The sequence below is a fragment of the Eubacterium callanderi genome (assembly GCF_900142645.1).
Lineage (GTDB): Bacteria > Bacillota > Clostridia > Eubacteriales > Eubacteriaceae > Eubacterium > Eubacterium callanderi.
In genome coordinates this window covers 56,402-78,599 of the sequence record NZ_FRBP01000011.1, presented here as the reverse complement: position 1 = coordinate 78,599, position 22,198 = coordinate 56,402, and the positions used below count along the sequence as shown (strand labels likewise).

The window sequence follows — 22,198 nt, the reverse complement described above, 5'->3', positions numbered from 1 at the left end:
TTTTCTCTCTTTCATTCCTATTTCCTCTATTCTATACTATTCCAGACATTTTTAAAAGCGAAAAGAAACGCTTTTCACAAATATCTGTATTTTTCATAAATTAATTATTGAATTTTTAAGAAATATCCGTTATAATATATTCATAAATTAATTTTTGAAAGGAGTCATTCTCATGGACCCATATGAACAGATTCGGCTGCTGGAGGATCAGCTCCAGACAAAAAAAGATTATATCTCCAAGCTCGAGGCTCAGCTTGAGGCGCAGAACAGCCGTGGTGCCGGAAGAAAGCGCAAGCTGAACAGTAAGGATATTGAATTGATTAAGAGCTACCGCGCAAAGGGCTGTACCTACGCAGAAATTGCGGAAAACTTTGGTCTGAGTGTCGGTTCAGTCTATAATTACTGCAACCATTAAAAAAACCCGGATATTCATTCCGGGTTTTCTTTTTATACTTCGTTTCTAACTTCTGCGTTTAGCCGCAAAATTTCTGCCACCTGTTCATCCGTCAGCTTCTGTGGCTGTATATCTGGCCTGCCCAGATAAAAGCCCTGGACATAATCCACGCCAAAACGGATCAGCGCATGCAGTTCATTGACGGTTTCCACCCCTTCAGCAATAATCTTGATTTTTCTTTCCTTGAAATAGGTTACCAGGTTTTGCAACAGCTTTTGCCGGTTAATATCTTCATCAATATTCTGAACAATCGACATATCAATCTTTACATAATCGGGCGTCATAAAAAGCAGATTTGCGTCGCTGTTATAGCCTGTTCCAAAATCATCCAGGGCCAAGCCTGCTCCCCAGTTTCGGATATAACGCTGTTTTTTGCGTGTGAAGCTTTCGTTTGTCCGCTCTTCCTCTGTCAGCTCGACAACAACCTGCCCCAGAATGGGCTGGTAAAGCTGTTCCAGCTCTTCCATCTCATCGCTGGAGAGCAGTTGGTTTGAAATGGAGTTAATGAACATCCGCGCACCGCCAAAGGCTTCCTGATTTTCTTTGAGTGCTTTCAGGCTGTTAAACCAGGTCAGCCACTCAATCTGGTGAAGCTTGGACTGTGACTTGGCAAGCGCCAGAATTTCCATTGGGGTCTTCAAGGTTGAGAGTCTGGAGCGCATAAGCGCCTCATAGCCGATGATCTGCCCGTCACGTATATCAACGATGGGCTGGAAGTGGTAATCGACCAGATTTCCATCAATAAATTTATTCAGTTCTTCTTTGTTTTCAAGAAGATAGGCGTTTTCGCTGTAGCTCTTGGAATCAAACTCGCAGAACTCACCCTTTACAGAATTTTTTATCTGGTACATGGCAAAATCAGCGTATTTTAAAAGCGCCTCATAGGAGCATGAATCATCCGGATACCAGGCTACGCCACCGGAAGCCCGTATTTTAAGGTCAGGGTCATTCAACAGCGGGAAAGCTGTGTTCAAAAGCCTCTGCCGTATCTCCGATATAATCGGGCGTATCTGATCCTTGCTGTCATAGCCATAAATCAGAGCATAAAATTCATCGCCGGATATTCTCGCAAAAATCGCGTTGGGAGAAGCAAACTGCTTAAGTATATTCGCTGTACTGCGTATGTATTCATCCCCAAAATCATGGCCGTAGGTATCGTTGATGTATTTCAGGTTATCCAGGTCAAGCATAAGAACCGCCGCCGTTTTCAGTCTTTCAGGTGTCCCAAAACGCTCGTTCAGCGCAGCGTAGAAGGCCCTCCGGTTTAACAGGTTAGTCAGAATATCATAGTCGCGTTCATGCTCTATTTTCAGCCGTTCCAGTGTTTCAATGGTCACATCCCGGATAACGCCAAGAATGTTCACATCATCCTCTACCAGCTTGATTTCGATCCATTTGCTCTGCTTGTTCTGATCCATAATTTCAATAACCGTCACATTTGTCTGAGGGTCAAAATCCTGATTCAGAATTTTAAGGCCAAGCATAATGGATTCAAAGTTTTCTTTGTTCAGACCATCAGCCGTTTCTTTCACATGGCTCAAATTCAGCATCTTGAAAAAGCTGTCTGTGCAGTAGACCTCTTCTGTTACCTTATTAATCTCAAAAGCGGCGATCGGTATCCCCGCAATGGCGATGATACGCGAGAGCTTGGAAGCAGAACTGGCCACATCCTGACTCAGTGTCTCGATAGCTCCGGCCAGCTCATCTATCTCAGTAATGTTTGTTTTATCGAGATTTACCGGCATTCTGGGATTACTCTTTTTAACCTGCTGCACCAAAGTTGTAATGGGCTTGGTAAAATGGATACCAGCGAGCAGAATGCCAATCAGCCCAATGGCAAATGAAATAACCAATGCGATCATAACCATCCGCATAACCATATCCGAAAAGGCAAACAGGTTTTTATTGGTGGTCACACCGACAAGGGCCCACTTATCTCCCGAAAAAGGCGTATTGCTGTTGTACAGGTTCAGGTATTGAACCGCGCCGAGCGCGTCCTCTGTGATTCGCTCATTCTTTTTTATCCCATAGATATTTTTATAATAGGGATCATCTTCAAAGGTTGTGTGGTCGGCATTTCCGGCAAGGCGTTTATAGGCTGTCCCCGTAGTTACCACATTTTGGAAGCTTCCATCCTGATTAGCATCCACCGCCAGCAGGTAGGAGGCGTTCTTATTGGAATCCAGCTCGGTGTTTGGGAGGATCTTCTGGAGATAGTCTGTTGAGACTTCAACACCCAGCACACCGTAGATCGTCCCGTTATCTGTTCTCAGCGGCACCGAATAGGTAATCACATCGCTTTCGTCTGAATTCAGTTTAAAAGGACGGCTCCAGTAGGCAAGGTCCGAATAGGCGAGATCAGGGTTCTCCGCAGCGGCCTTAAGCGGCTTGTAATAAAAAGCCGACGCGTCAGGGTCATCTCCCGAGAAGTTCAGCAGCGGCGCCCAGCCAGTTGCCATGGTCACATTCGTGGCCTTTGTGACATCGACTGGTGCCCGCTCCAGTGAAAGGTCTGAATTGTCCACAACGTCATTCCCCGGGTCTGAATCCCGGATGTACAGGGAGGTCTTCTGTACAGACTGCCCCGGCTCCAGCTCATAATTTGTGTCATTGCCTGTCAAAACAATAAAAGCACCTGTCACAAAATTTTTTCGGAGCAGATAAATCAGATTTCGGGTATTTGAAGAAATGATGGCTTCGGGCAGTGCCGGGTTTGTAGCGATATCCTGCACCGAAGCATTTTTTTCCTTCAGCACACTTTCGACAGTGCTGTTGATGCTCTTAACCGACTCATCCACATTGGACCAGCGTTGAATCATTTCGTTCTCAAGGTAATTTTTCCGGTTAATGACTCTTTCGTTGAGGATGTCCAAAGCGTTGTTATTTAATTGTTCAATTGTTCCACCCCACAGGATGACAAAGGAAAACAGGATTGCCTGTATCACCATGACAATAATCATTGGAGTGAAAATTTTTCGGATAATGGACCGGTTACCCCAATCCAAAAATTTATGCTTTGCCATTGAACACCTCGTTGAGCATTATTTTTGAGTTTCTTCCAGTTCTTTTTTCAGTTTTTCATACCATTGATTGAAGTTTTCATCGGTATTATAGGCTGCAACAGCGGCTTCCTTAGCAGTACCGGAAGCAACGGCGGCTTTTACAGCTTCTGCATCAGCTATGGCTTTCTTTTTCATTGAAGCCTCGAGAATATTACGGGCATTCGTGCCGCCTTCAAAGGCCTTATTGGTGTAAAGCTCATTATTGTTAGTGATGTCCACAGCCACCGGAAGGGTTTTAGCAAGATTATCAGAAATGGCATTGCCGCCTGCTTCTTTCATTGCGGTCTCCAGCATTTCACGGGTATTCGCCTCTTTCTTTACAGGCAGATAGCCAGAAGTAATTGAAAAGTCAATGTTTCTTTTCGCCTCGGTCAGCCATTTCAGGAAAACAGTCGATGCATATTCTTTGCGTTCATCCGATTTAACGACGACCATACCGGCTCCTTGCTGTACCGCTACCTTTTCGCCGTCTTTAAATTCCGGCGCCTGCATTACTACTGTTTCGATCGGGTAGCTATCCGTATCGCTGACTGTTACCTTGGAAGGATAATAGGTTGCGCCTGAGGATGAGCCAACCAGCGCAACAATATCGCCGGTCTTGGCATCATCAGAAGCAAAACGTCCGTAAGAGGCAAAATACCCGTTAATAAAAGGTACATAATAGTTGTCCCAAAGCTTACGCATAACATTCTTATCCAGGTTAAAGGTTACCTCTCCGTTTTTAACCTCAAAAATTTCAACACCCAGCTGCTTAGAACCGATGATCATATAATTTGCCATGGCGTCACGGTTAAAGAATGCTTTACCACCAGACCAGTCATAATACTTTTTGGCTGTTTCTGTCAATCCCTCAATGGTATTTAAGCTGTCCAGTGATGCTCCAGTGGCAGAAGCAAATTTATCCCAGTCAGTCTTGTTGATCATCATGACTTCCATTGACTTGGCAAATGGGAAAATTTTTAAATTTTCTTCACTGTCAAAACGGCCCTCTTCGATATAGCTCGGAATGTACTCCTCAATTTCCTTTTTAGTCAGATAGTTGTCCAGAGAAGCAACCATTCCAAGCTTGTCAACCTGATAGGCCGTATCGGCATAACCGGCAAAAATATCCGGCACCTCATCCGCACCAACCTTTTTGTTGGCTGAAGCCAGCACCGCGTCGGTCAGCTCGTTAACGTTTCCTTTATTAAAAGCTTCGACAGTAATACCCTTTTCCATACCGACGGTATCATTAAACTCTGCTACCATTTCGTCAAAGGACTCTTTCTGTGGACCGTTGTAATAATGCCATACTTCTAGCGATACCGGATCATCAGGACTCAGCTTAACCTTAGTCGCCGGCGAGGAACTGCACCCCGTCAATGTAACCGATAAAACAAGCAGAACGGCAAATGATAAAATGCCAATTTTCTTTTTCATACTCTTCCCCCTTTTCATTTAAGTATATTATAATGATTATATACCATAACAGACAAATTAGCCAGCTTAAAATAAAGTTAAGCTATTAATAAAATTCATAGTATAATAAAAAAAGCCTGGTTTCTTTTTGTGAGAGACCAGACTTTGAAAAACACATATTATATGGTGCGCCCGATTGGATTCGAACCAACGGCACATGGCTTCGGAGACCATTGCTCTATCCACCTGAGCTACGGGCGCATTTGCTACTGGTCTATTATACTATAAAGAAATTAAAATGCAAATACATTTTTCAAAAAAACTCTTGGCAAATAGAAAACACGCAATTCTTATTATAAAACAAACCATTGTCATTATCGATCTTTTTACCAAATCAAACGTTTTTTTACCAAAATAAAAAAGCCAGCTTTCACTGGCCTTCCATTATTCCTGATGTATTACCACACCAGTCCTTATTAATTTTACCGGATTTTCCAGACAATCGCCTACCGGGCAGCGCGATTCAATGAAATCCGCCAGTTTTTCCGCTTTTTTCTGTGATGCGTCGGTTGTCATATGCATGGTAAAACGAACTTCAGAAAACCCATTTCGCACCTCTTTGTTCAGCCCCATAAAACCATCTGGATCGAGGTCACCCTCCAGCTCGACGTAAAAGTCCTTTAAATCAATGTGCATGGCTCCCGCAAAAGCATATGCGCAGATGGTCTGGCAGGCTCCCAGAGCGCTCAATACTGCTTCCACAGGATTTAATCCTTTGTTGGTCCCACCCAGATCTTCTGGTTCGTCCAATAAAATTTTGAAATTCCGTGCGGTTGTCTCAACCTGCAAACCTTCTGGTAACTTTTTTGCTGTTGCCTTAAATATTGTATTCATTGCAAACCTCCTCATTTTTTTCTATTATATCCTACTAAAGGCTGCGTGTCGGTGACAAAGTCACTGAAGCGCTTTATGGCTAAATTTAGAATAAACTGTTATAATGAATTTAATAAAATTAACAATCGGAGGTTCATCATGTCTGAATCTATTTCCTTTCTCCCGTTTTGGGATGCCCTGACCGATTCAGAAAAGGCCGCCATCAATCATAGCGTTTTTATCCAGAAATATGAAAAAGGAACTGTAATCCATCAATACAGCGGCAATTGTATCGGTCTCAATATTCTTCAAAAGGGACGCGCGCGCATTTTCATTACCTCGCCCGAAGGGGATGAAATTACTTTATGCCGCCTGCTCGAAGGCGAGGTCTGCATCCTCAGCGCTGCCTGCATGATCCATAATCTAAATTTTGATATTGATATCGCCTATGAGGAAGACACTGAAAGCTGTATCATCCCAAAGGATGTCTTTAAAGCCGTCAGCGATACAAACCCGAGTGTGAAGGATTTTACCCTCGGTATGGTCGCCAACAACTTTTCCATCATTATGGATCGCTTTAATCAGTTTGCCTTCTCCAGCATGCGAAACCGCTTATCCAACGCTCTTTTAGAGCACTACCGTCTGGAAAAAAGCAGGACGCTCCATTTAACGCATGATGCCTTGGCACGGGATTTAGGGACGGCCCGTGAGGTTGTAACTCGTCTGCTCAACCAGTTTCAATCCGAAGGGCTCGTTCGCCTCTCCCGAGGAGAAATTACGCTTCTGGATCCGGAATCCCTTTCTTTAAGCTCTTAAATATTTATTTATACTATTATTTTCGTATTTAAAAAGCCGGCATTTCTGCCGGCTTTTCTCTTTATTAACTGTTTTTTGCCTCTTTATTATTTTTGACGAGGCGCAATTTTAGTCTTACTGTCATCCTCTACCAGTGTTTTCAGAGAGGCGGCTAACCCCGCAAGGCCCTGTATCTCTGATGGAATAATGATCTTCGTCGCTTTCCCATCAGCTGCCTTTTCAAAAGCCTCCAGGCTTTTGATGGCGATTACCTCTTTAATCGGCTCAGCCTCGTTCATCATCTTAACCCCTTCAGCCGTTGCCTTCTGCACCTTAAGGATCGCTTCCGCTTCCCCTTCGGCACGGCGTATCTGAGCTTCCTTATCTGCCTCGGCTTCCAGAATCGCTGCTTCCTTTTGAGCCTGAGCCTGTAGAATGAGCGCTTCCTTTTCACCTTCTGCTACAAGTACCGCGCTTTTCTTTTCGCCCTCTGCCTGAAGAATTTTTTCACGCCGCTCACGCTCTGCTTTCATCTGGCGTTCCATAGCGTTTTGAATCTCGGTCGGCGGCATAATATTTTTCAGCTCGACGCGGTTAATTTTAATCCCCCACGGGTCGGTTGCCTCGTCCAAAATGATCCGCATCTGCGAATTGATGGTATCCCTGGAGGTCAGGGTCTGGTCCAGCTCGAGATCCCCAATAATATTACGAAGCGTTGTAGCCGTAAGATTTTCAATGGCCCGCATCGGGTGATCGACACCATACATATAAAACTTGGGATCTGTCACCTGCATGTAGATTACTGTATCGATCTGCATGGTAACATTATCCTTGGTGATAACCGGCTGCGGTGGAAAATCTGCCACGCTTTCCTTAAGGCTGATCCGCTTTGAAATTTTATCAATGATCGGAATCGCCATATGAAAGCCAGTTTCCCATGTGGCGTGATAAGCGCCTAAACGCTCAATGACATAAGCGTGTGCCTGTGGCACAATCCGGGTATTGAGTACCACCAGCACCACTACCACAATAATCAGGATCAATAGAAAAATAAAACCCATTTTGTCCTCCTTTAAAGTTTATATTTACGAACCATGGCTTTAACGCCCTCAATCCGCTCTACCAGTACTTCGGAACCGGCCGGCAGAATATCGTTATCCATTACGCTGCGGGCAGTCCATATCTTGCCATCTACCTCAATGCTTCCGGTGCCATGCAGATTATCAATCTCCTCCAGAACAATGGCTCTGAAACCAACGATCCGGTCCGCATTGGTTTTTGATTCCTTTGGCCTGATAAATCGTTTGATAAAAGGCCGGGTCAACAAAAGCAGAATAAGGGAGACACCGATAAAGAGACCTGTCTGCAGGCCAACTCCGCCGCCAGCCAGCGCGCAGATCAATGCCGCGCCCGAGCCAAAGCAAAACCAAATGGAAACCAGAGCGCCCACTGTTAAAATCTCTGCTATCAAAAAAACCGCGAGCAGTACGATCCACACTGTGACCATGCTGATACCCTCCATATTAACGCCTCCTTTCCCTTATGTTGAAACCATTATAACCTAATTTAAGCTGAATTAACAGCTTCTTTTAAAAGCTTTACATTTTCTTTATATTTTAGGAGGATTTTTGTTGTTTATTCTTTTATCTGGTCCAGATACCGGCAGATAATCAGCCACATTAGCAGCAAATCATTCATATTTCCTTTCGGGTCTATCTCCAGGCACTGGTCTACCTTCTTTTTTCTGAAAATAACCGTATTTTTGTGCAAAAACATTTCATTGGCTGTCTGCTCATACCGAAAGCCGTTTTCCAGAAGATGTTTCATGGTCAATACCGCGTCCATTACTCCCTTTCCAAAAGAATCTTCCAGCAATCTGATATAAGGGTCTAAAACCCTTTCCCGGGCCTCAGTCTCCATTTGATTATAAAAGCCCTCCGTTAAGCGCCGGTGGCTGAAAAACAATGCTGTATCCTGCGGCAGTGAAATACTGTGGTACATTGCCGCTGCATCCTCATAGGATTTCCGATACCCGTTGATCCCTGCGTGGTAGTCTCCGACAAAAAACCGAATGGCCTGCTGGTCATCCTTATCCAGATGCTCTAAAACATGCTCCTGATAATCCCTCAGTGTCTGTTCTATCCGCCAGGGCTCAGTTTGATCCAGCTTTTTAAAAACCAAAATATATCCGGCGGACATTACCACAGAAAGATCCTGCTTCGAGTGGCTTTTTGAACGCTTAATGCGGTCCAGAAGCCTTTCATAACCGCCTGTGTTTGGCCTGCCTTTGATGGAAATAATACAGGCTGCCCTTGGCAGCTCCATATCATAGCCCATCCGATGCCCCCAGCGCTTCATCTCCTCAGACGACATACCCGGACTGTCGCTGAGCAGCATTGTCACAAAAAGCTCCTTATCGTTTCGATGACGGTAAAACTGGTTCATGGATTCTTCCTGTTCGATGATCAGCTCTGCCGTCATTTTTACCAGCTTTCCAATGTTGCGGACTTCATCAGGCTTTCCCGTAATTCCCACAGCGCCCAGCACTTTGCCGTCTTTGCTGACAATGGGCATATTAATCCCCGCCTTTACTCCCTGCAGCTTGGCGGCATCCTCCTCGGTCACCTCATAAATGGCGCAGTCACGGATTGTCTGCATGGCTGTTTCGTGGAAGGTACCAATACGCTCAACGATCCCGCTGCCAATAATAATGGCGTTTTTGTTCATGACATTGATGTTATAGCCCAGGCTGTTCATTACCTCATCTGCAATCTTCTGAGCTGTTTTTGAATCCAGCATTGCTTTTATCCCCTTTGACTGAACGCCTCAACCAGCCTGAACAGATTTCGGGCTGCGTTTGACAAATTCTCCTCTGCATGGTCCATTTGCCATTCAAGCCCTTCGCCGCTCTTCCAGGTCGAGAAAGCAGCGGTCAGTCCTTTTCCGTACAACGGTTCGTAACCCTTCTCCAATGCTCCGGACAGGGCCACAACCGGTATTCCCTGAGCCGCGGCACGTCCAGAGACGCCGCACAACACCTTTCCCATTGCACTCTGCTCATCCGTTCTCCCTTCCCCGGTTACAACAAAATCTGCCCCCTGCAGATGGCGGTCAAATTTCAGGACATCCAGCACAATTTCAAGCCCTGGTCTCAGTTCTGCCCCCATAAACGCCACAAAGGGCAGGGCCAATCCTCCAGCCGCGCCAATCCCGGGCAATTCACGGTATTCCTGTCCCTTCTGTCTGGCTATAAGCCCTTCAAAATGGTTTAGCCCCATGTCTAACAGGCGGATCATTTCAGCATCCGCACCTTTTTGAGGACCATAGATTGCAGCAGAGCCCAACGGCCCGCATAGGGGATTAACCACATCGCAGGCAATGGTTATCTTTGTTTCCTGCCAGTGCCTGTCGACCGCTGAAAAATCAATGGTGGCTATTTTCTCCAGACCTTTTCCGGATAAGGGCACAGCATACCCCTCTTTATCCAGAAACCGTGCTCCCAGGGCCGCGGCTGCGCCGATGCCCCCGTCGGTTGTAGCACTGCCGCCAATCCCCAGAATAATTTCCCTGCACCCTCTTTTCAGTGCATCCCGCATCAATTCGCCAGTCCCATAGGTTGTCGTTTCCAGCGGATTTCTTTTTCCCTCTGGAACCAAGGGAAGACCTGATGCCGCAGCCATCTCAATCACTGCGGTGCCGCCTTCTAATATACCATATTGGGCTTCTGTTTTCTCGAATAAAGGCCCCTTTACCTCTGCGGTGATTTTTTCACCTCCCGTTACAGCCAGCAGACTGTCAACCATTCCTTCTCCACCGTCGGATACCGGAAGTTTTACAATCTCCACTGATTTAAAAATTTCTGCGGCTTCCCTGCCCACCACGCTGCAAAACGCTTCGGCGGACAGTGATCCTTTAAATGAATCTGGCGCTATGACAATTTTCATTTTATCCTCCTGAGAATTTTTCTTTAAAAGAAAAATAACATGGAAATTTTCTTCCATGTTATTTTATCAAAATTTTTATGCTTCCACAAATTCCAGCAAAGTCTGATTAAATTTATCCGGTTCTTCCCAGAAAAGCATATGGCCGGACTCTTCAAAAAATACGGTCTTCGCATTTGGAATCACTTCGCCGACATAGGCGCTTCCCTGCCAGTCAAAAACATTGCTGTGACGCGCCACGCACACCAGCGTAGGCATATCGATAAAAGGAAGGAAGTCGCGCCAGTCCAGATTGGTATGGTCACGCATCACTTCGATTCTTACATATGGCGGACATTTTGAGATTTCATCCGCAATAAACTTTACCTCTTCGTCTGACGGCGTATGGTGCAGGCAGGCGGTTGCCAGCCCCTCCGCGCTTTCTCTCGGGGCATATTTGATATCATAACAGGTACGAATAAACATTTCCACATCATAGCAGCCGTTCTGTCCCCAAACCCAGTCCGGACCGGTATACTGAAGCGGCGCCTGGTCGACACATACCAGCTTGCTGATACGATGTTTTCCAAAGAGCTCAATATAGCTCCACAGGATAGCCGCCCCCATGGACCATCCCAAAACCGTTACGTCCTCAACGTCCAGATGATCCAGAAGATTTTTTACGTCCATTGCATAGCGTGAAATACGGTGGCTATGCATGACTTTTTCAGATTCTCCGTGTCCTCTATAGTCGAGAAGAATCACCTGACATTTTTCTGCCAGCACATCGCTGTTCTTTTTAAAGAATTGCGTGGTACAGGTCCAGCCCGGAATCATCAGAACCGGTTTTCCTTCACCCTTAACCTCATAATAAAGCTCAACATTATCATTTGTTTTAAATGTTGCCATTTGCATACCTCCTGTTAACTTTCCATATTAGTTATTGTTATTGTAAACCTTTTTCATGCGCAATACAAGAGGGTTCAAGCACAGAAAAACCTTTCTTCCATTGTACAATAATACAATCACGCTCTTTTTAGACATCAAAAAATAGTTCTTCTGTTCCGTTCTTCTGTGTTATAATACTACAATAATATATTTGTTATAACCTGGAGGTATAGACAATGGGCGTATACAATGGCACCGGTTACTTTATCAGCTCAGAGGACCTGAACCGGATAAAAATTTCTGAAATAGAGGCGCAGTATCCAAAGGTTCGTGATATTTTTTTAAAGGAAAACAAAACTTCATTTCCACCAGAGGAAGACTCTTTCCTCAGACTGCTGCAGGCCAGTGGTCTAGCGACAGACGAGACGATTATCCAATATGGTGATTCCGTTTACTTTACAGGGATTTTTAAAAAACACCTTGACGAAGACGATATTAAACCAGAAACCGGAGATTATGAGATGGTTAAAAAGCTTTTAAATGAGGACGGCTATGATTATGCTGTCAGCAATGAAACAGAGCTGACGCCTTCTCTTGAGACCCTCAATGTCATTCTCAGGGAGCTCGGGTTGATCAGCAGTCATGATATCCTTGAAACCTACTGGTTTCTAATGCCCTATACCGGAGACCGCCCGTAAAAAAAGCAGGAAACTTTAGGGGAAAGTTTCCTGCTTTTTTTGAAAGATTATTTAATAAGGGGGTTTGAGGAGATCAAACTAATTTATAATCTAAGGGGAGGATTATTTAGTTTAATATGTAATTCGTTCTATATCTTTATTTATCAAATATTGGAGGGAGATTGTAAGATTATTTAGAAGCTTTTAAAGCCTTTTCCATCATTTCTTTTAATGGGTTATAGTACATCATTTCTTTTCACCTCTTTCAAGCTTAGTTATATTTCAGATGATAATCTTAGGGGAAAATTATCATTTTCTGATCTTTAAATACATTTACCCAGTTTTAATTACTTAACACTTTTTAATGCTTTTTCTCTTAATTCTTTTAACGGATTATAGTAATACATTTTTATTCCTTCTTTCCTGTCTTGGGCTGTTCCCTTAACTTGATTATATTTTAAATCCTAGAGCATACTCTAGGTCAAGCTTTTCTATGTTTAATTTTACATTGATTTTCAACAAAATGTAAATTACATTTTGTTGAAAATCAATTGTTTCGTTTACAACGGCTGGTTCTCAATGTTTCAACATCAAGCTTTTTCCGTTTTTTGTATACAATTATATGAGAATCGTTCTTTTTTATATTTAAGATTTTCTTAAGCTTCTTTCTTTTATGAAGAAAATTCTATTTTTTTAAACGAAAACAATAGAGTAAACTCTATCTTTTGATTGATAAAATCACGTTATAAGCACCTTTCCCACTCTAAAAAAGGCGGGAAAACCGATTTGGCTTTCCTGCCTTTTAAATGTTTTTATTAAACTCTTATAATTTCCGCATCCTCAATTGCTTTTTCAATCATAGGACCTGCAATTTCTTCCATTGGCCTTTCTGATTTAACAACGGCTTCCAGCTTGGGTTTCGTTTCTGGATGCTTGGGAACAAAAATCGTACAGCAGTCCTCATAGGGTAAAATAGAGGTTTCAAAGGTGCCGATTCTTTCCGCAATAGCCACAATTTCCTGCTTATCCATTCCAATCAGAGGCCTGAATACTGGAAGGTCTACAACTGCGTTGGTAGCTCCCAGACCTTCCTGCGTCTGGCTGGCTACCTGCCCGAGGCTTTCTCCTGTGGTCAGAGACATGGCCCCGTTACGTCTGGCAATCTCCTGGGCGATCCGCATCATGTACCGGCGGATAATAATGGTTGTCTGACGTTCTGGGCACACCTCAACAATTTTTGTCTGGATCTCTGTAAAAGGAACAACATACAAAGTGACCTTACCACAGTAACCCGACACAATCTTTGCCAGATCAATGACTTTATCCTTGGCGCGGTCACTGGTGAAAGGAAAGCTGTGGAAATAAACTCCGATCAGCTCCACGCCCCTTTTCGCCATCATATAGCCCGCAACAGGGCTGTCAATTCCGCCGGAGAGCAGCAAAGCCGTCTTGCCGCTGCAACCTACAGGGAGGCCGCCATTGCATTGAATAAATTTATGATAAATATAGGTCTCTTCCCGGACCTCAACCCATAAGTTCATGTCTGGAGTGTGCATATCGACCTTAATGTCCGGAATATTGCGGAGCACGACTGCACCCAGGCGCCGCCCCAGCTCCGGTGACTGAATGGGGAAACGCTTATCCCCACGCTTGGCGGTAATACGGAAGGTTTTAAAATCCGTCGCTTTGGCCTGCTCCAGCGTGGCCTTCTCGATGACATCAATATCGCTTTCCACCACAATGGCCGGACTGACCGATACAATCCCAAAGACCTTTGTCACGGCTTCCAGTGCACCTTCCAGATCTTCCTCGGAAAGATCCACAATAATGCGCCCCTGTATTTTCTGAACTTTTACACTCTCAAACCGCTTCAGAGTATTGCGGATATTTTTTACCAATAAATCTATAAAGTAATTTCGGTTCAGGCCCTTCAGGCTGATCTCACCGTATCTTACTAAGATGACATGTTTCATCAATTCATTCCTCTCTTTTATCTTTTTCGGCGCAGAAGCTTACGCAGCTGGCGCACTGCCTTTTCGATGGCCTCTGCGGCCTCCAGCACTTCCTCTTCGGTCGTCATCATGGAAAAGCTGACACGGATGGTTCCTTCCTTGTATTCCTCGGGAAGGCCAATGGCCTTTAAAACATACTGCTTTTCCTTTTTATGTGACGAACAGGCCGAGCCGGTCGAAACATAAATATGCTGTGCCTCCAGGCTGTGGAGCAGCACTTCGCCCCTGACGCCTTTAAAGGACAGACTCAAAACATAAGGGCAGCCATTTTCAGGCCCATTCACCCGCATGTCCTCAATATTTTTCTTGAGGCAGTTTATCATCTCACTCCGTATAGCACGCATTTTCTCCAGCTGGCCGGAACCGCAAGCCTGCTGTACTTCAACTGCCTTGCCAAGCCCCATGATTCCTGGAACATTCTCTGTACCGGAGCGGAGGTTATTCTCCTGGCCGCCTCCGATAATCAGCGGTTTGATCCTTACGCCTTTTCTGATATAGATCGCCCCAATTCCCTTAGGCCCGCATATTTTGTGCCCGCATAGGGTCAATGCGTCAATCTTACAGGCTTTTACATCGACAGGCAGTTTCATAAAACCCTGGACATAATCGGTATGGAAAAGACAGCTCGGATTGCATTTTTTAATAAGTTCCCCAATGGCCGCCAGATCCTGCGCTGTCCCGGTTTCATTGTTAACCCCCATAATACTGACAAGCACAGTGTGGTCATTAATACTTTTTTCCAGCTCGTTCATATCGATAAAGCCATCATGATTCACACTCAGATATACCACATCCATGCCGTGGTCCTCATAGAATTTAAAGACTTCCAGAACAGAAGGGTGCTCAATTTGAGTTGCTATAATCCTTATGTTCTCAACACGCTGGTTCTCAACGATACCTTTAATGATCGTATTATTGCCCTCTGTTCCCCCAGACGTAAAATAAATCTCCTCTGGCTTACAGTGGATGGCGCAGGCAATGCGGCCACGCACATCCTTAATCGCTCTTTCGACCACAATTCCCCGGTCATATAAAGAGGATGGATTTCCATACTCCTCTGTAAGGTAGCGCATCATTTCTTTCGCAACTTCCGGATGGGGACGCGTGGTTGCGGAATTGTCCAAATATATTTCGTTCACTCTCATCACCTGATCTCAATTTCAATTTCCCAAGTCTGCTCTCTATTATACCCTACCGGCAGCCGCCGCTCAAGAAATACCATAAAAAAACCGGACGAATTGTCCGATTTAAATTTCCATAACAATTTTTGCGTTATTACTGTGCCTTCAGCTCTTTATCTAAAAAAATACGGCTGCCCACGGCATTGCGCTGGCCCTGGTACTTTCCGGCATAAGGATTAAGCGCTTCCTCATCCATCTGGGCAAATACCAGCTGGCAGATACGGCGTCCTGCCGTAAGCTTAATGGGAAGACGATTGGCATTGTAAAGCTCCAGGGTGATTTCACCTTCAAAGCCAGGGTCAACCCACCCTGCGTTCTGGATAAACAGGCCCATGCGGCCGATAGAGCTTCTTCCCTCCACAAAAGCCGTCAAATCACAGGGGAGCTTGATGTACTCCATGGTCGTGGCCAGCAGAAAGGAATTCGAAGGGATAATAATGGAGTCACTCTCAAACTGGACATACTGGATCTCGTCCGTCATGGACATTGCCTCAAACTTATTTTCATCCAGTTTCAAAAAGTTGCGGCCAAGACGAATATCTACCGAGGCTGGCTGCACCTGTCCCTTCTCCAGAGGATCAATAATCAGCTCACCGCTGTCTAAATATTTATAAATGCTTTTATCTGATAAAATCATTGGTACCACCTAACGTATTTTTGATTATTTTAACATGCCCCGCTCTGCTTTTCAATCTGTTTCACTAAATTATCGTCTAAATTCCAAAAGCCTTGATACCCTCGCAGTAAAATTGGCTTTTCAAAGCAAACGGGATGTTTCAGCTTCCATGCATAGCGCCCATCAGAAAAATCGCCCCGCTTTATTTCATCTTTTGAGAGAGAATTTCTCAAAATCTCCACCGGGCAGCAATCGGTTATTTCAACAGTTCCAATAATTGCACCTAACGCCATTCCTTCCTCATATTCTGAATTTTTAATTTTAGCCGCATGGATCGCAACCCTGCCGCGTATTTTGGTAGGCCAGGAACGGGTTTCATACTGCTTTATCCCCAAAACAACATAGTTTGCCCAGGGTTGATGTATACTGATTGCCTTCAATGTTTTTCCCTCTTTTTCTATAAACTATTTCTTATTATGAACCATTCTCCGCATTTTTTCAACTGAACAGGTCAACCACTTCTTTATAACCATTAAGAATTGTGGAACTGTTTTCATATAATTAAAAAATAAATACAATTTAACGTTTTTATACTAAACATTTTTAATTGAATTTAAAATGTTTTGAATTTATTATTTACTTTTCTTTCATTTACTTATAAGATAATATTATCTTTGATTAACTGGAGCACTAATCAAAGCAATAAAAAAATGTTAAGAGAGAGAGATTGGAAGAATGAACAAGTACAGACAACTCAGAAAAGAACGCAACTTGTCCCAGGCAAATCTTGCCGAAAGATTGGGTGTTTCACAGACTGCTGTCAGCCAGTGGGAAACGGATAAAAATTATCCGGATATTAACACGATTAAACAGTTGGCAGATATTTATTCTGTCACAACGGATTACCTGCTTGGCGTAGACTCAAGTCGTCTGAAAAAGGATAATGAAATCGTTGTTTACACCCGTGTACCTGCAGGTGTAGAATGGGCAAATATTGAAGAACGCGCTGGTTATGAAGAATTGGGCGTTAAAATGCTGGAAAACGGCAAAACTTATGTTGGTTTCAAAGTTTCTGATGATGAAATGGCGCCGGTTTTCTTAAAAGATGACGTTCTGATCATCGAAGTCCGTGATAACTGCGAAGATGGCGAAATTGCGCTGGTACAGGTAAGCGGTTATGATGCAGAAATCAAATATGTTTTCATGCAGCCGAACGGCGTTCTGGTACAGCCTTTAGTACCTTCTAAACGCGGCGATTTTTATGCAAATACCAGCAAAGAAAAAGCCCGTATTCTCGGCGTTGTCCGTCAGGTAAGACGCAGTCTTTAATTTAGCTGTAAATCCTTCTGGTTTGATCAAACCAGAAGGATTTTTTAATGCCCGCCCCTTTCTTGACAGGAGGCGTTTTAAGGCGTATGCTTAATAATAAAACCTAAAATCAGGGAGGTATTTATGAAAGATATTGATCTCGTTTATTTCAGTCCCACAGGAAATACCCGTAAAACGCTCCAGACCATCGCCGCCGGAGCCCAAACCCAGGTAATCGAGCATGACAGAACCTATCCGCAGGGCCGCAGAGAGAAGCTTCACTTCACAAAAGACAGCTTTGTGATTCTTGGATGTCCTGTCTACGCTGGACGTATCCCGCAAAAGCCGGAAAATATTTTTGAAGGCATTGAAGGGGACGACACACCCGTTGTCCTGGTTGTGACTTATGGAAACCGCGAGTATGACGACGCTTTACTGGAACTGAAGAACCTTGCCATCGAAAATGGCTTTATCCCAGTAGCTGCCGCCGCTTTTCTGGCAGTTCATTCCTACAGCGACAAGCTGGCCGGCGGGCGCCCGGATGAAAACGACCTTAAAATCATGGGGGATTTTGGCCGTACCATCCGCGGAAATTACCTGCGAAAAAACGATTATAAGGGAACACTTATCGTAAAGGGGAACTACCCATATAAAGACGGTATGAACTACACCCCTCTGGCGCCGGAAGTTTCAGAGGACTGTACCCAATGCGGTGAGTGTGTCTCTGTCTGTCCGGTCGCCGCCATTAATCCAGATGACCCGACTGAAACCGACCCGGATCTCTGCATCCGCTGCTGCGCTTGCGTAAGAATCTGCCCGGTCGAAGCCCGGAAGTTTACAGCGCCGCCATTTTTGGCGACTGTCCAATTCCTTGAAGGCAATTTCGCAGGGATTTACAAAAAACCCGAAATCTTCTATATCACTGAGGACTAAAAAACCGGCTTAAGCCGGTTTTTTATTAATTTTCTTTGTTGCCTTTTTCTGCAAAGCTGTCTAAAAGCTTCTCTAAGATCTGCACGGCATCATTATCTGGGTTTTCTTCGATCAGTTTCTCGACACTCTGTCCGATATAATATTCCAGATCATCCTGGGTAACGTTGAAATCTTCATCCCTCGCAATCTCCGCGAGCTTCCCAAAAAGACGATGGCGTCTTTCTTCCAGACGTTCTTCTTTTGATTTGCCGTCAAATACGACACCTTCAACAAACTCGTCCCATTTGCTCGCTATCTTTTCACCAAGACCTTCCTTTTTAGGCGCTGGATTCGCCTCTTTTTCGGCCTCCTCCTGCTGTTTGTCATCAATATGAATGATTTCTTCCAAAATATCATCCTCCGGATTATCCGGAATGGTTGTCAACGGTGTATAACTCTCGGTCATCAATGCCGGGTCCATAAACATGTAACTGCCTGTTTCCAGAAGCTTTTCATTATATTTTTCCAGAGCCTCGCGATTGTCTTTAATGTAAGTAATAAACTTTTTAACTTCCTGTAATGCCATGGTCTCATCTCCTTATTAAATCATATGGTCTTAACTATCTATTATAATATACCCAAAACCTTTAAATCATCAAGCAAAGTTTCTCTTTTTCTTTATAAATTAGGACTTCAAACCAGACCTCTGTTTTTATTAAGCTCTCCATCATGATTTTTATCATATCCATATTACATCTGTCACCACTTTTATATTTTGCTGTTAAAAGCTTTTAGAATCCGTTATAATGAAATCACTACAAAGCAAGGAGAATAAAAATGAGACATTCACTCGGCAATGCCCTTTGGGGGATTTTCTTTATAGCCCTTGGCGTCGGCTTTGGCGGACAGGTCATGGGATACTGGCATTTTTCATTATTTTTTAACGGCTGGTGGACTTTAGTCATTATTGTTCCCAGCATTATCAGCATTGTTCAAAACGGCTTTAGAACAGGCAATTGCATTGTACTTGCCATCGGCGTTTTATTACTGCTCGGCGAACAGGATTTTATCAGCGGACATTTAATTGGCGAGCTCATTTTTCCTTTGATTCTGGTGGTTATTGGCGTCAGCATTATCTTCCGGGGTAAAGGCAGCCGCCGTGCCCGTGAGGTTAAGCTTCTCACCCAGGGAGAAACGCAGGATTATACCGCTATCTTCGGCTCTCAGGAGCTGCGTTTTCCGGGAGAGTCTTTTAGAGGGGCAACACTGACCGCTGTATTTGGCGGCATTGAGCTTGACTTGAGGGACGCCCTCATCACAGAGGACATCACCATCACCACCACCAGCATCTTCGGCGGTATTGATATCAATGTGCCGCCTAATGTCCGGGTAGATGTCTCCAGTACCCCGATCTTTGGAGGCGTTTCTGATAAAACTCCCCGCCCCACTGATATAAACCCGCCCACCGTCTATCTTAATAGCGTCTGTATTTTTGGAGGAGTTGATATTTTATGAGAAGTACCAATAAAGTCGTAAAATACGTTGCTCTCGCCCTTGGGCTGATCCTGGCAATCTTTATCATATCTGTCATTGTTAAAACCACTCTGGGTATCTTCGGCGCTTTTGGGCATTTTGGTAAAAATGCCGCCAGCAGTTCCGTAACGAACAAAGAGTTTTCTCAGGAATTTAATGGCGTCACATCCCTTGACCTCGATTATTCCGCCGGATATTTAGAAATTCAAAAGGGGGATGTTTTTAGGATCGAAGGTTATAATCTTCCGAATAATTTTACCGTCGAGCAAAAAAATGACACGCTGAAAATTAAAGACAGCATTAAAGACCCGATAAACTTTTTAAACACCCTGTCGGATTCTCAGAAGCCGCATCTCACCGTGACCATCCCTGAGGGTACTGCTTTTAAAGAGGTAGATTTGGATTTTGGTGCGTCAGACACCCGTGTCGATACCCTTAAAACCGGACGCCTGAAGGTGGATATGGGCGTTGGACGCGTTGAGATGAAAAGCATCACCGCTGATAATGCCAAATTTAATAATGGTGCAGGGGAAGTTGTTCTCTCAGACATGAAGATCAATGACATGGATATGGAATGCGGCGTCGGCAAGGTATCCTTTGAGGGTTCCCTCACAGGAAAAAACAAAATTGAAGGCGGCGTCGGCGAGACAACCCTGGCCATCAATGGCAAAGCCTCTGACTTTGACATAAAAGGCGAGCCTGGAATTGGCGAGCTTACAGTAGACGGCTCACGCTATACGGAGGACCGTTTCAGAAATAGTGGCGCTCCCAACAGTTTGGATATAAGCGGCGGTGTCGGCTCATTGCGGATAACCTTTGAATAAAATAAAAAAGACACGAAAACCTGCTCGGTGATCCGTGTCTTTTCTTATTTAATTAGGCGTTCATCTGTTTTTTATATTCCAGGAATTCATCATAGCTTGATAATCGGTCAATAATACCGTCATCTGTCAGTTCTATGATCCGATTAGCCAGTGTCTGCATAAACTGGTGGTCATGGCTGGCAAAAAGAATAACCCCTTTAAAATCCATCAATCCGTTGTTGACGGCTGTAATGGACTCGAGGTCCAGATGGTTGGTCGGCTGGTCTACGACCAATACGTTAGAACCAAACATCATCATTCTGGACAGCATACAGCGTACCTTTTCCCCACCGGAGAGCACGCGCACCTCTTTATAGATATCATCCCCTGAAAAAAGCATACGCCCTAAAAAGCTTCTCAGATAAGTCTCTGTTTCCTCAGTGGTGAACTGCTTCAGCCACTCTGCTATATTAAGGGTGCAGCCATCAAAATACGAGGTATTATCCTGTGGAAAATAGGAGGTCGAAACTGTTTGCCCCCACTTAAAGCTGCCCTCGTCTGGTTCCATTTCCCCCATCAGGATTTTAAACAGGGTCGTCATGGCAATCTCATTTTCAGCGACAAAACCAACCTTATCCTCTTTGTTAATTCTGAAGCTCACATTGTTTAAAACCTTCACGCCATCAATTGTTTTAGAAAGGTTTTCTACCTCTAAAATTTCTTTTCCAGGTTCACGGTCCATATTAAAGCCGACATAGGGATATTTTCTGGACGAAGCCGGCATTTCTTCAACGGCCAGTTTATCAAGCAGCTTTCTTCTGGAGGTTGCCTGCTTGGATTTTGACTTATTCGCCGAGAACCGAGCTATAAAGTTTTGCAGTTCTTTGATTTTATCCTCTTTTTTCTTGTTCTGATCCTTCAGCATTCTCTGAACAAGCTGGCTGGATTCATACCAGAAATCATAGTTCCCGACATACAGTTTAATTTTCCCAAAATCAATATCCACAATGTGGGTACATACGTTATTCAGGAAATAACGGTCATGAGACACCACAATGACGGTTCCGGGATAATCCATCAAAAACTCTTCCAGCCAGACCACTGCCTGGATGTCCAGGTTATTGGTGGGTTCGTCAAGCAGGATAATATCCGGCTTGCCAAAAAGGGCCTGGGCCAAAAGAACCTTGACCTTTTCATTCCCAGTCAGACCGCCCATCTGCGCGTCAATGATGGATGCGTCCATCCCAAGCCCTTGTACCAGACGAGAAGCGTCTGATTCGGCTTCCCAGCCACCCAGATCCGCAAATTCTCCCTCCAGCTCTCCAGCCCGGATTCCATCTTCGTCGGAGAAGTCCTCTTTTGCGTAAATGGCGTCCTTTTCCTTCATGATGCCATAAAGATGCTGATTTCCCATAATAATGGTATCTAACACCGAAAAATCATCAAAAGCGTAATGATCCTGCTTTAATACGGACATACGCAGCTCTTTAGGCATAATGACATCGCCGCTGGATGGCTCAAGATCGCCGGACAAAATTCTTAAAAAGGTGGATTTCCCCGCTCCGTTGGCACCAATAATTCCGTAACAGTTTCCCGGTGTGAATTTTATATTAACATTTGAAAACAAATTGCTTCCATCAAAATTTAAACTTAAATCAGATACTGTAATCATTCTGTGATCTCTATACTCCTCTGGTTTGAAAAATGTGGCGCTTTGGCCCATGAGTTTCTATTATAGCCTAAACCCAATGCTTTTTCCAGTTCTT

At 44.3% G+C, this 22,198-nt stretch carries 21 protein-coding genes and 1 tRNA gene; 7 read left to right on the top strand and 15 right to left on the bottom strand.

The window, feature by feature from the left end; translation table 11 throughout:
- Positions 1 to 172: 172 nt before the first annotated feature.
- The gene (locus tag BUC22_RS15365) at positions 173 to 415 is read left to right on the top strand and encodes a helix-turn-helix domain-containing protein (RefSeq protein WP_013380912.1); all 243 of its coding nucleotides are present in this window, start codon (positions 173 to 175) and stop codon (positions 413 to 415) included.
- Positions 416 to 447: 32 nt separating this feature from the next.
- On the opposite strand, the gene BUC22_RS15360 is transcribed toward BUC22_RS15365, so the two are convergent.
- From BUC22_RS15360 to BUC22_RS15345, 4 genes are all read right to left on the bottom strand, one after another.
- Positions 448 to 3,477 carry a bifunctional diguanylate cyclase/phosphodiesterase gene (locus tag BUC22_RS15360; protein ID WP_073383140.1) on the bottom strand — a complete coding sequence of 1,010 codons (3,030 nt, stop codon included), beginning with the start codon at positions 3,475 to 3,477 and terminating at the stop codon, positions 448 to 450.
- Between the two features lie 18 nt (positions 3,478 to 3,495).
- Positions 3,496 to 4,935, bottom strand: coding sequence for an extracellular solute-binding protein (locus tag BUC22_RS15355; protein ID WP_013380916.1), 1,440 nt, complete (start codon positions 4,933 to 4,935; stop codon positions 3,496 to 3,498).
- Between the two features lie 163 nt (positions 4,936 to 5,098).
- A tRNA-Arg gene (locus tag BUC22_RS15350) sits at positions 5,099 to 5,175 on the bottom strand.
- Between the two features lie 183 nt (positions 5,176 to 5,358).
- Entirely contained in the window at positions 5,359 to 5,808 is a 450-nt protein-coding gene (locus tag BUC22_RS15345; RefSeq protein WP_013380918.1) for an OsmC family protein, read from the bottom strand.
- Positions 5,809 to 5,946: 138 nt separating this feature from the next.
- Between BUC22_RS15345 and BUC22_RS15340 the strand changes: the two genes are divergently transcribed.
- Positions 5,947 to 6,603 carry a Crp/Fnr family transcriptional regulator gene (locus BUC22_RS15340; RefSeq protein ID WP_013380919.1) on the top strand — a complete coding sequence of 219 codons (657 nt, stop codon included), beginning with the start codon at positions 5,947 to 5,949 and terminating at the stop codon, positions 6,601 to 6,603.
- Between the two features lie 86 nt (positions 6,604 to 6,689).
- On the opposite strand, the gene BUC22_RS15335 is transcribed toward BUC22_RS15340, so the two are convergent.
- The 5 genes from BUC22_RS15335 to BUC22_RS15315 all read right to left on the bottom strand — a co-directional run bounded on the left by BUC22_RS15335 (position 6,690) and on the right by BUC22_RS15315 (position 11,411).
- Complete coding sequence (locus BUC22_RS15335; protein WP_013380920.1) at positions 6,690 to 7,643, bottom strand: SPFH domain-containing protein; 954 nt, start codon at positions 7,641 to 7,643, stop codon at positions 6,690 to 6,692.
- Positions 7,644 to 7,654: 11 nt separating this feature from the next.
- A complete protein-coding gene (locus BUC22_RS15330) occupies positions 7,655 to 8,104 on the bottom strand; it encodes an NfeD family protein (protein WP_013380921.1) in 450 nt (149 codons plus the stop codon).
- Between the two features lie 113 nt (positions 8,105 to 8,217).
- On the bottom strand, positions 8,218 to 9,381 hold the full coding sequence (locus BUC22_RS15325; protein ID WP_013380922.1) for a CdaR family transcriptional regulator: 1,164 nt from the start codon (positions 9,379 to 9,381) through the stop codon (positions 8,218 to 8,220).
- A 5-nt stretch (positions 9,382 to 9,386) separates the two neighbouring features.
- Entirely contained in the window at positions 9,387 to 10,526 is a 1,140-nt protein-coding gene (locus BUC22_RS15320; protein WP_041690260.1) for a glycerate kinase, read from the bottom strand.
- A gap of 75 nt (positions 10,527 to 10,601) precedes the next feature.
- Positions 10,602 to 11,411, bottom strand: a complete 810-nt coding sequence (locus tag BUC22_RS15315) for an alpha/beta fold hydrolase (RefSeq protein ID WP_013380924.1) — start codon at positions 11,409 to 11,411, stop codon at positions 10,602 to 10,604.
- 215 nt (positions 11,412 to 11,626) lie between these two features.
- Here BUC22_RS15315 and BUC22_RS15310 point away from each other — a divergent pair, with 215 nt between their 5' ends.
- Complete coding sequence (locus tag BUC22_RS15310) at positions 11,627 to 12,088, top strand: hypothetical protein (RefSeq protein ID WP_013380925.1); 462 nt, start codon at positions 11,627 to 11,629, stop codon at positions 12,086 to 12,088.
- 794 nt (positions 12,089 to 12,882) lie between these two features.
- On the opposite strand, the gene thiI is transcribed toward BUC22_RS15310, so the two are convergent.
- From thiI to BUC22_RS15290, 4 genes are all read right to left on the bottom strand, one after another.
- Entirely contained in the window at positions 12,883 to 14,040 is a 1,158-nt protein-coding gene (thiI, locus tag BUC22_RS15305) for a tRNA uracil 4-sulfurtransferase ThiI (RefSeq protein ID WP_013380927.1), read from the bottom strand.
- Between the two features lie 17 nt (positions 14,041 to 14,057).
- Complete coding sequence (locus BUC22_RS15300) at positions 14,058 to 15,224, bottom strand: cysteine desulfurase family protein (protein ID WP_013380928.1); 1,167 nt, start codon at positions 15,222 to 15,224, stop codon at positions 14,058 to 14,060.
- A 130-nt stretch (positions 15,225 to 15,354) separates the two neighbouring features.
- Positions 15,355 to 15,897: a dCTP deaminase gene (gene dcd, locus BUC22_RS15295; RefSeq protein WP_013380930.1), complete on the bottom strand. Its 543-nt coding sequence runs from the start codon at positions 15,895 to 15,897 to the stop codon at positions 15,355 to 15,357.
- A gap of 29 nt (positions 15,898 to 15,926) precedes the next feature.
- Positions 15,927 to 16,316: an ASCH domain-containing protein gene (locus BUC22_RS15290; protein WP_013380931.1), complete on the bottom strand. Its 390-nt coding sequence runs from the start codon at positions 16,314 to 16,316 to the stop codon at positions 15,927 to 15,929.
- Positions 16,317 to 16,611: 295 nt separating this feature from the next.
- Between BUC22_RS15290 and BUC22_RS15285 the strand changes: the two genes are divergently transcribed.
- Positions 16,612 to 17,205 carry an XRE family transcriptional regulator gene (locus tag BUC22_RS15285; RefSeq protein ID WP_013380933.1) on the top strand — a complete coding sequence of 198 codons (594 nt, stop codon included), beginning with the start codon at positions 16,612 to 16,614 and terminating at the stop codon, positions 17,203 to 17,205.
- Between the two features lie 123 nt (positions 17,206 to 17,328).
- Entirely contained in the window at positions 17,329 to 18,117 is a 789-nt protein-coding gene (locus BUC22_RS15280; RefSeq protein WP_013380934.1) for a 4Fe-4S binding protein, read from the top strand.
- Between the two features lie 25 nt (positions 18,118 to 18,142).
- On the opposite strand, the gene BUC22_RS15275 is transcribed toward BUC22_RS15280, so the two are convergent.
- The gene (locus BUC22_RS15275) at positions 18,143 to 18,682 is read right to left on the bottom strand and encodes a hypothetical protein (protein WP_013380935.1); all 540 of its coding nucleotides are present in this window, start codon (positions 18,680 to 18,682) and stop codon (positions 18,143 to 18,145) included.
- A 251-nt stretch (positions 18,683 to 18,933) separates the two neighbouring features.
- On the opposite strand from BUC22_RS15275, the gene BUC22_RS15270 reads away from it, so the two are divergent.
- Positions 18,934 to 19,611, top strand: coding sequence for a LiaF transmembrane domain-containing protein (locus BUC22_RS15270; protein ID WP_013380937.1), 678 nt, complete (start codon positions 18,934 to 18,936; stop codon positions 19,609 to 19,611).
- On the top strand, positions 19,608 to 20,453 hold the full coding sequence (locus BUC22_RS15265; protein ID WP_013380938.1) for a DUF4097 family beta strand repeat-containing protein: 846 nt from the start codon (positions 19,608 to 19,610) through the stop codon (positions 20,451 to 20,453). Before BUC22_RS15270 ends, BUC22_RS15265 begins: the two co-directional genes overlap by 4 nt.
- A gap of 52 nt (positions 20,454 to 20,505) precedes the next feature.
- On the opposite strand, the gene BUC22_RS15260 is transcribed toward BUC22_RS15265, so the two are convergent.
- A complete protein-coding gene (locus tag BUC22_RS15260; protein WP_013380939.1) occupies positions 20,506 to 22,104 on the bottom strand; it encodes an ABC-F family ATP-binding cassette domain-containing protein in 1,599 nt (532 codons plus the stop codon).
- Positions 22,105 to 22,198: the final 94 nt, after the last annotated feature.

What these genes read in the sequence shown, in the direction of transcription:
- BUC22_RS15325 (WP_013380922.1), bottom strand. Translation starts at nt 9,381, where the DNA reads ATGCTGGATTCAAAAACAGCTCAGAAGATTGCAGATGAGGTAATGAAC.
- BUC22_RS15355 (WP_013380916.1), bottom strand. Translation starts at nt 4,935, where the DNA reads ATGAAAAAGAAAATTGGCATTTTATCATTTGCCGTTCTGCTTGTTTTA.
- BUC22_RS15340 (WP_013380919.1), top strand. Translation starts at nt 5,947, where the DNA reads ATGTCTGAATCTATTTCCTTTCTCCCGTTTTGGGATGCCCTGACCGAT.
- dcd (WP_013380930.1), bottom strand. Translation starts at nt 15,897, where the DNA reads ATGATTTTATCAGATAAAAGCATTTATAAATATTTAGACAGCGGTGAG.
- BUC22_RS15335 (WP_013380920.1), bottom strand. Translation starts at nt 7,643, where the DNA reads ATGGGTTTTATTTTTCTATTGATCCTGATTATTGTGGTAGTGGTGCTG.
- BUC22_RS15330 (WP_013380921.1), bottom strand. Translation starts at nt 8,104, where the DNA reads ATGGAGGGTATCAGCATGGTCACAGTGTGGATCGTACTGCTCGCGGTT.
- BUC22_RS15285 (WP_013380933.1), top strand. Translation starts at nt 16,612, where the DNA reads ATGAACAAGTACAGACAACTCAGAAAAGAACGCAACTTGTCCCAGGCA.
- BUC22_RS15345 (WP_013380918.1), bottom strand. Translation starts at nt 5,808, where the DNA reads ATGAATACAATATTTAAGGCAACAGCAAAAAAGTTACCAGAAGGTTTG.
- BUC22_RS15300 (WP_013380928.1), bottom strand. Translation starts at nt 15,224, where the DNA reads ATGAGAGTGAACGAAATATATTTGGACAATTCCGCAACCACGCGTCCC.
- BUC22_RS15270 (WP_013380937.1), top strand. Translation starts at nt 18,934, where the DNA reads ATGAGACATTCACTCGGCAATGCCCTTTGGGGGATTTTCTTTATAGCC.
- BUC22_RS15310 (WP_013380925.1), top strand. Translation starts at nt 11,627, where the DNA reads ATGGGCGTATACAATGGCACCGGTTACTTTATCAGCTCAGAGGACCTG.
- BUC22_RS15265 (WP_013380938.1), top strand. Translation starts at nt 19,608, where the DNA reads ATGAGAAGTACCAATAAAGTCGTAAAATACGTTGCTCTCGCCCTTGGG.
- BUC22_RS15280 (WP_013380934.1), top strand. Translation starts at nt 17,329, where the DNA reads ATGAAAGATATTGATCTCGTTTATTTCAGTCCCACAGGAAATACCCGT.
- BUC22_RS15365 (WP_013380912.1), top strand. Translation starts at nt 173, where the DNA reads ATGGACCCATATGAACAGATTCGGCTGCTGGAGGATCAGCTCCAGACA.
- BUC22_RS15315 (WP_013380924.1), bottom strand. Translation starts at nt 11,411, where the DNA reads ATGGCAACATTTAAAACAAATGATAATGTTGAGCTTTATTATGAGGTT.
- BUC22_RS15275 (WP_013380935.1), bottom strand. Translation starts at nt 18,682, where the DNA reads ATGGCATTACAGGAAGTTAAAAAGTTTATTACTTACATTAAAGACAAT.
- thiI (WP_013380927.1), bottom strand. Translation starts at nt 14,040, where the DNA reads ATGAAACATGTCATCTTAGTAAGATACGGTGAGATCAGCCTGAAGGGC.
- BUC22_RS15360 (WP_073383140.1), bottom strand. Translation starts at nt 3,477, where the DNA reads ATGGCAAAGCATAAATTTTTGGATTGGGGTAACCGGTCCATTATCCGA.
- BUC22_RS15260 (WP_013380939.1), bottom strand. Translation starts at nt 22,104, where the DNA reads ATGATTACAGTATCTGATTTAAGTTTAAATTTTGATGGAAGCAATTTG.
- BUC22_RS15320 (WP_041690260.1), bottom strand. Translation starts at nt 10,526, where the DNA reads ATGAAAATTGTCATAGCGCCAGATTCATTTAAAGGATCACTGTCCGCC.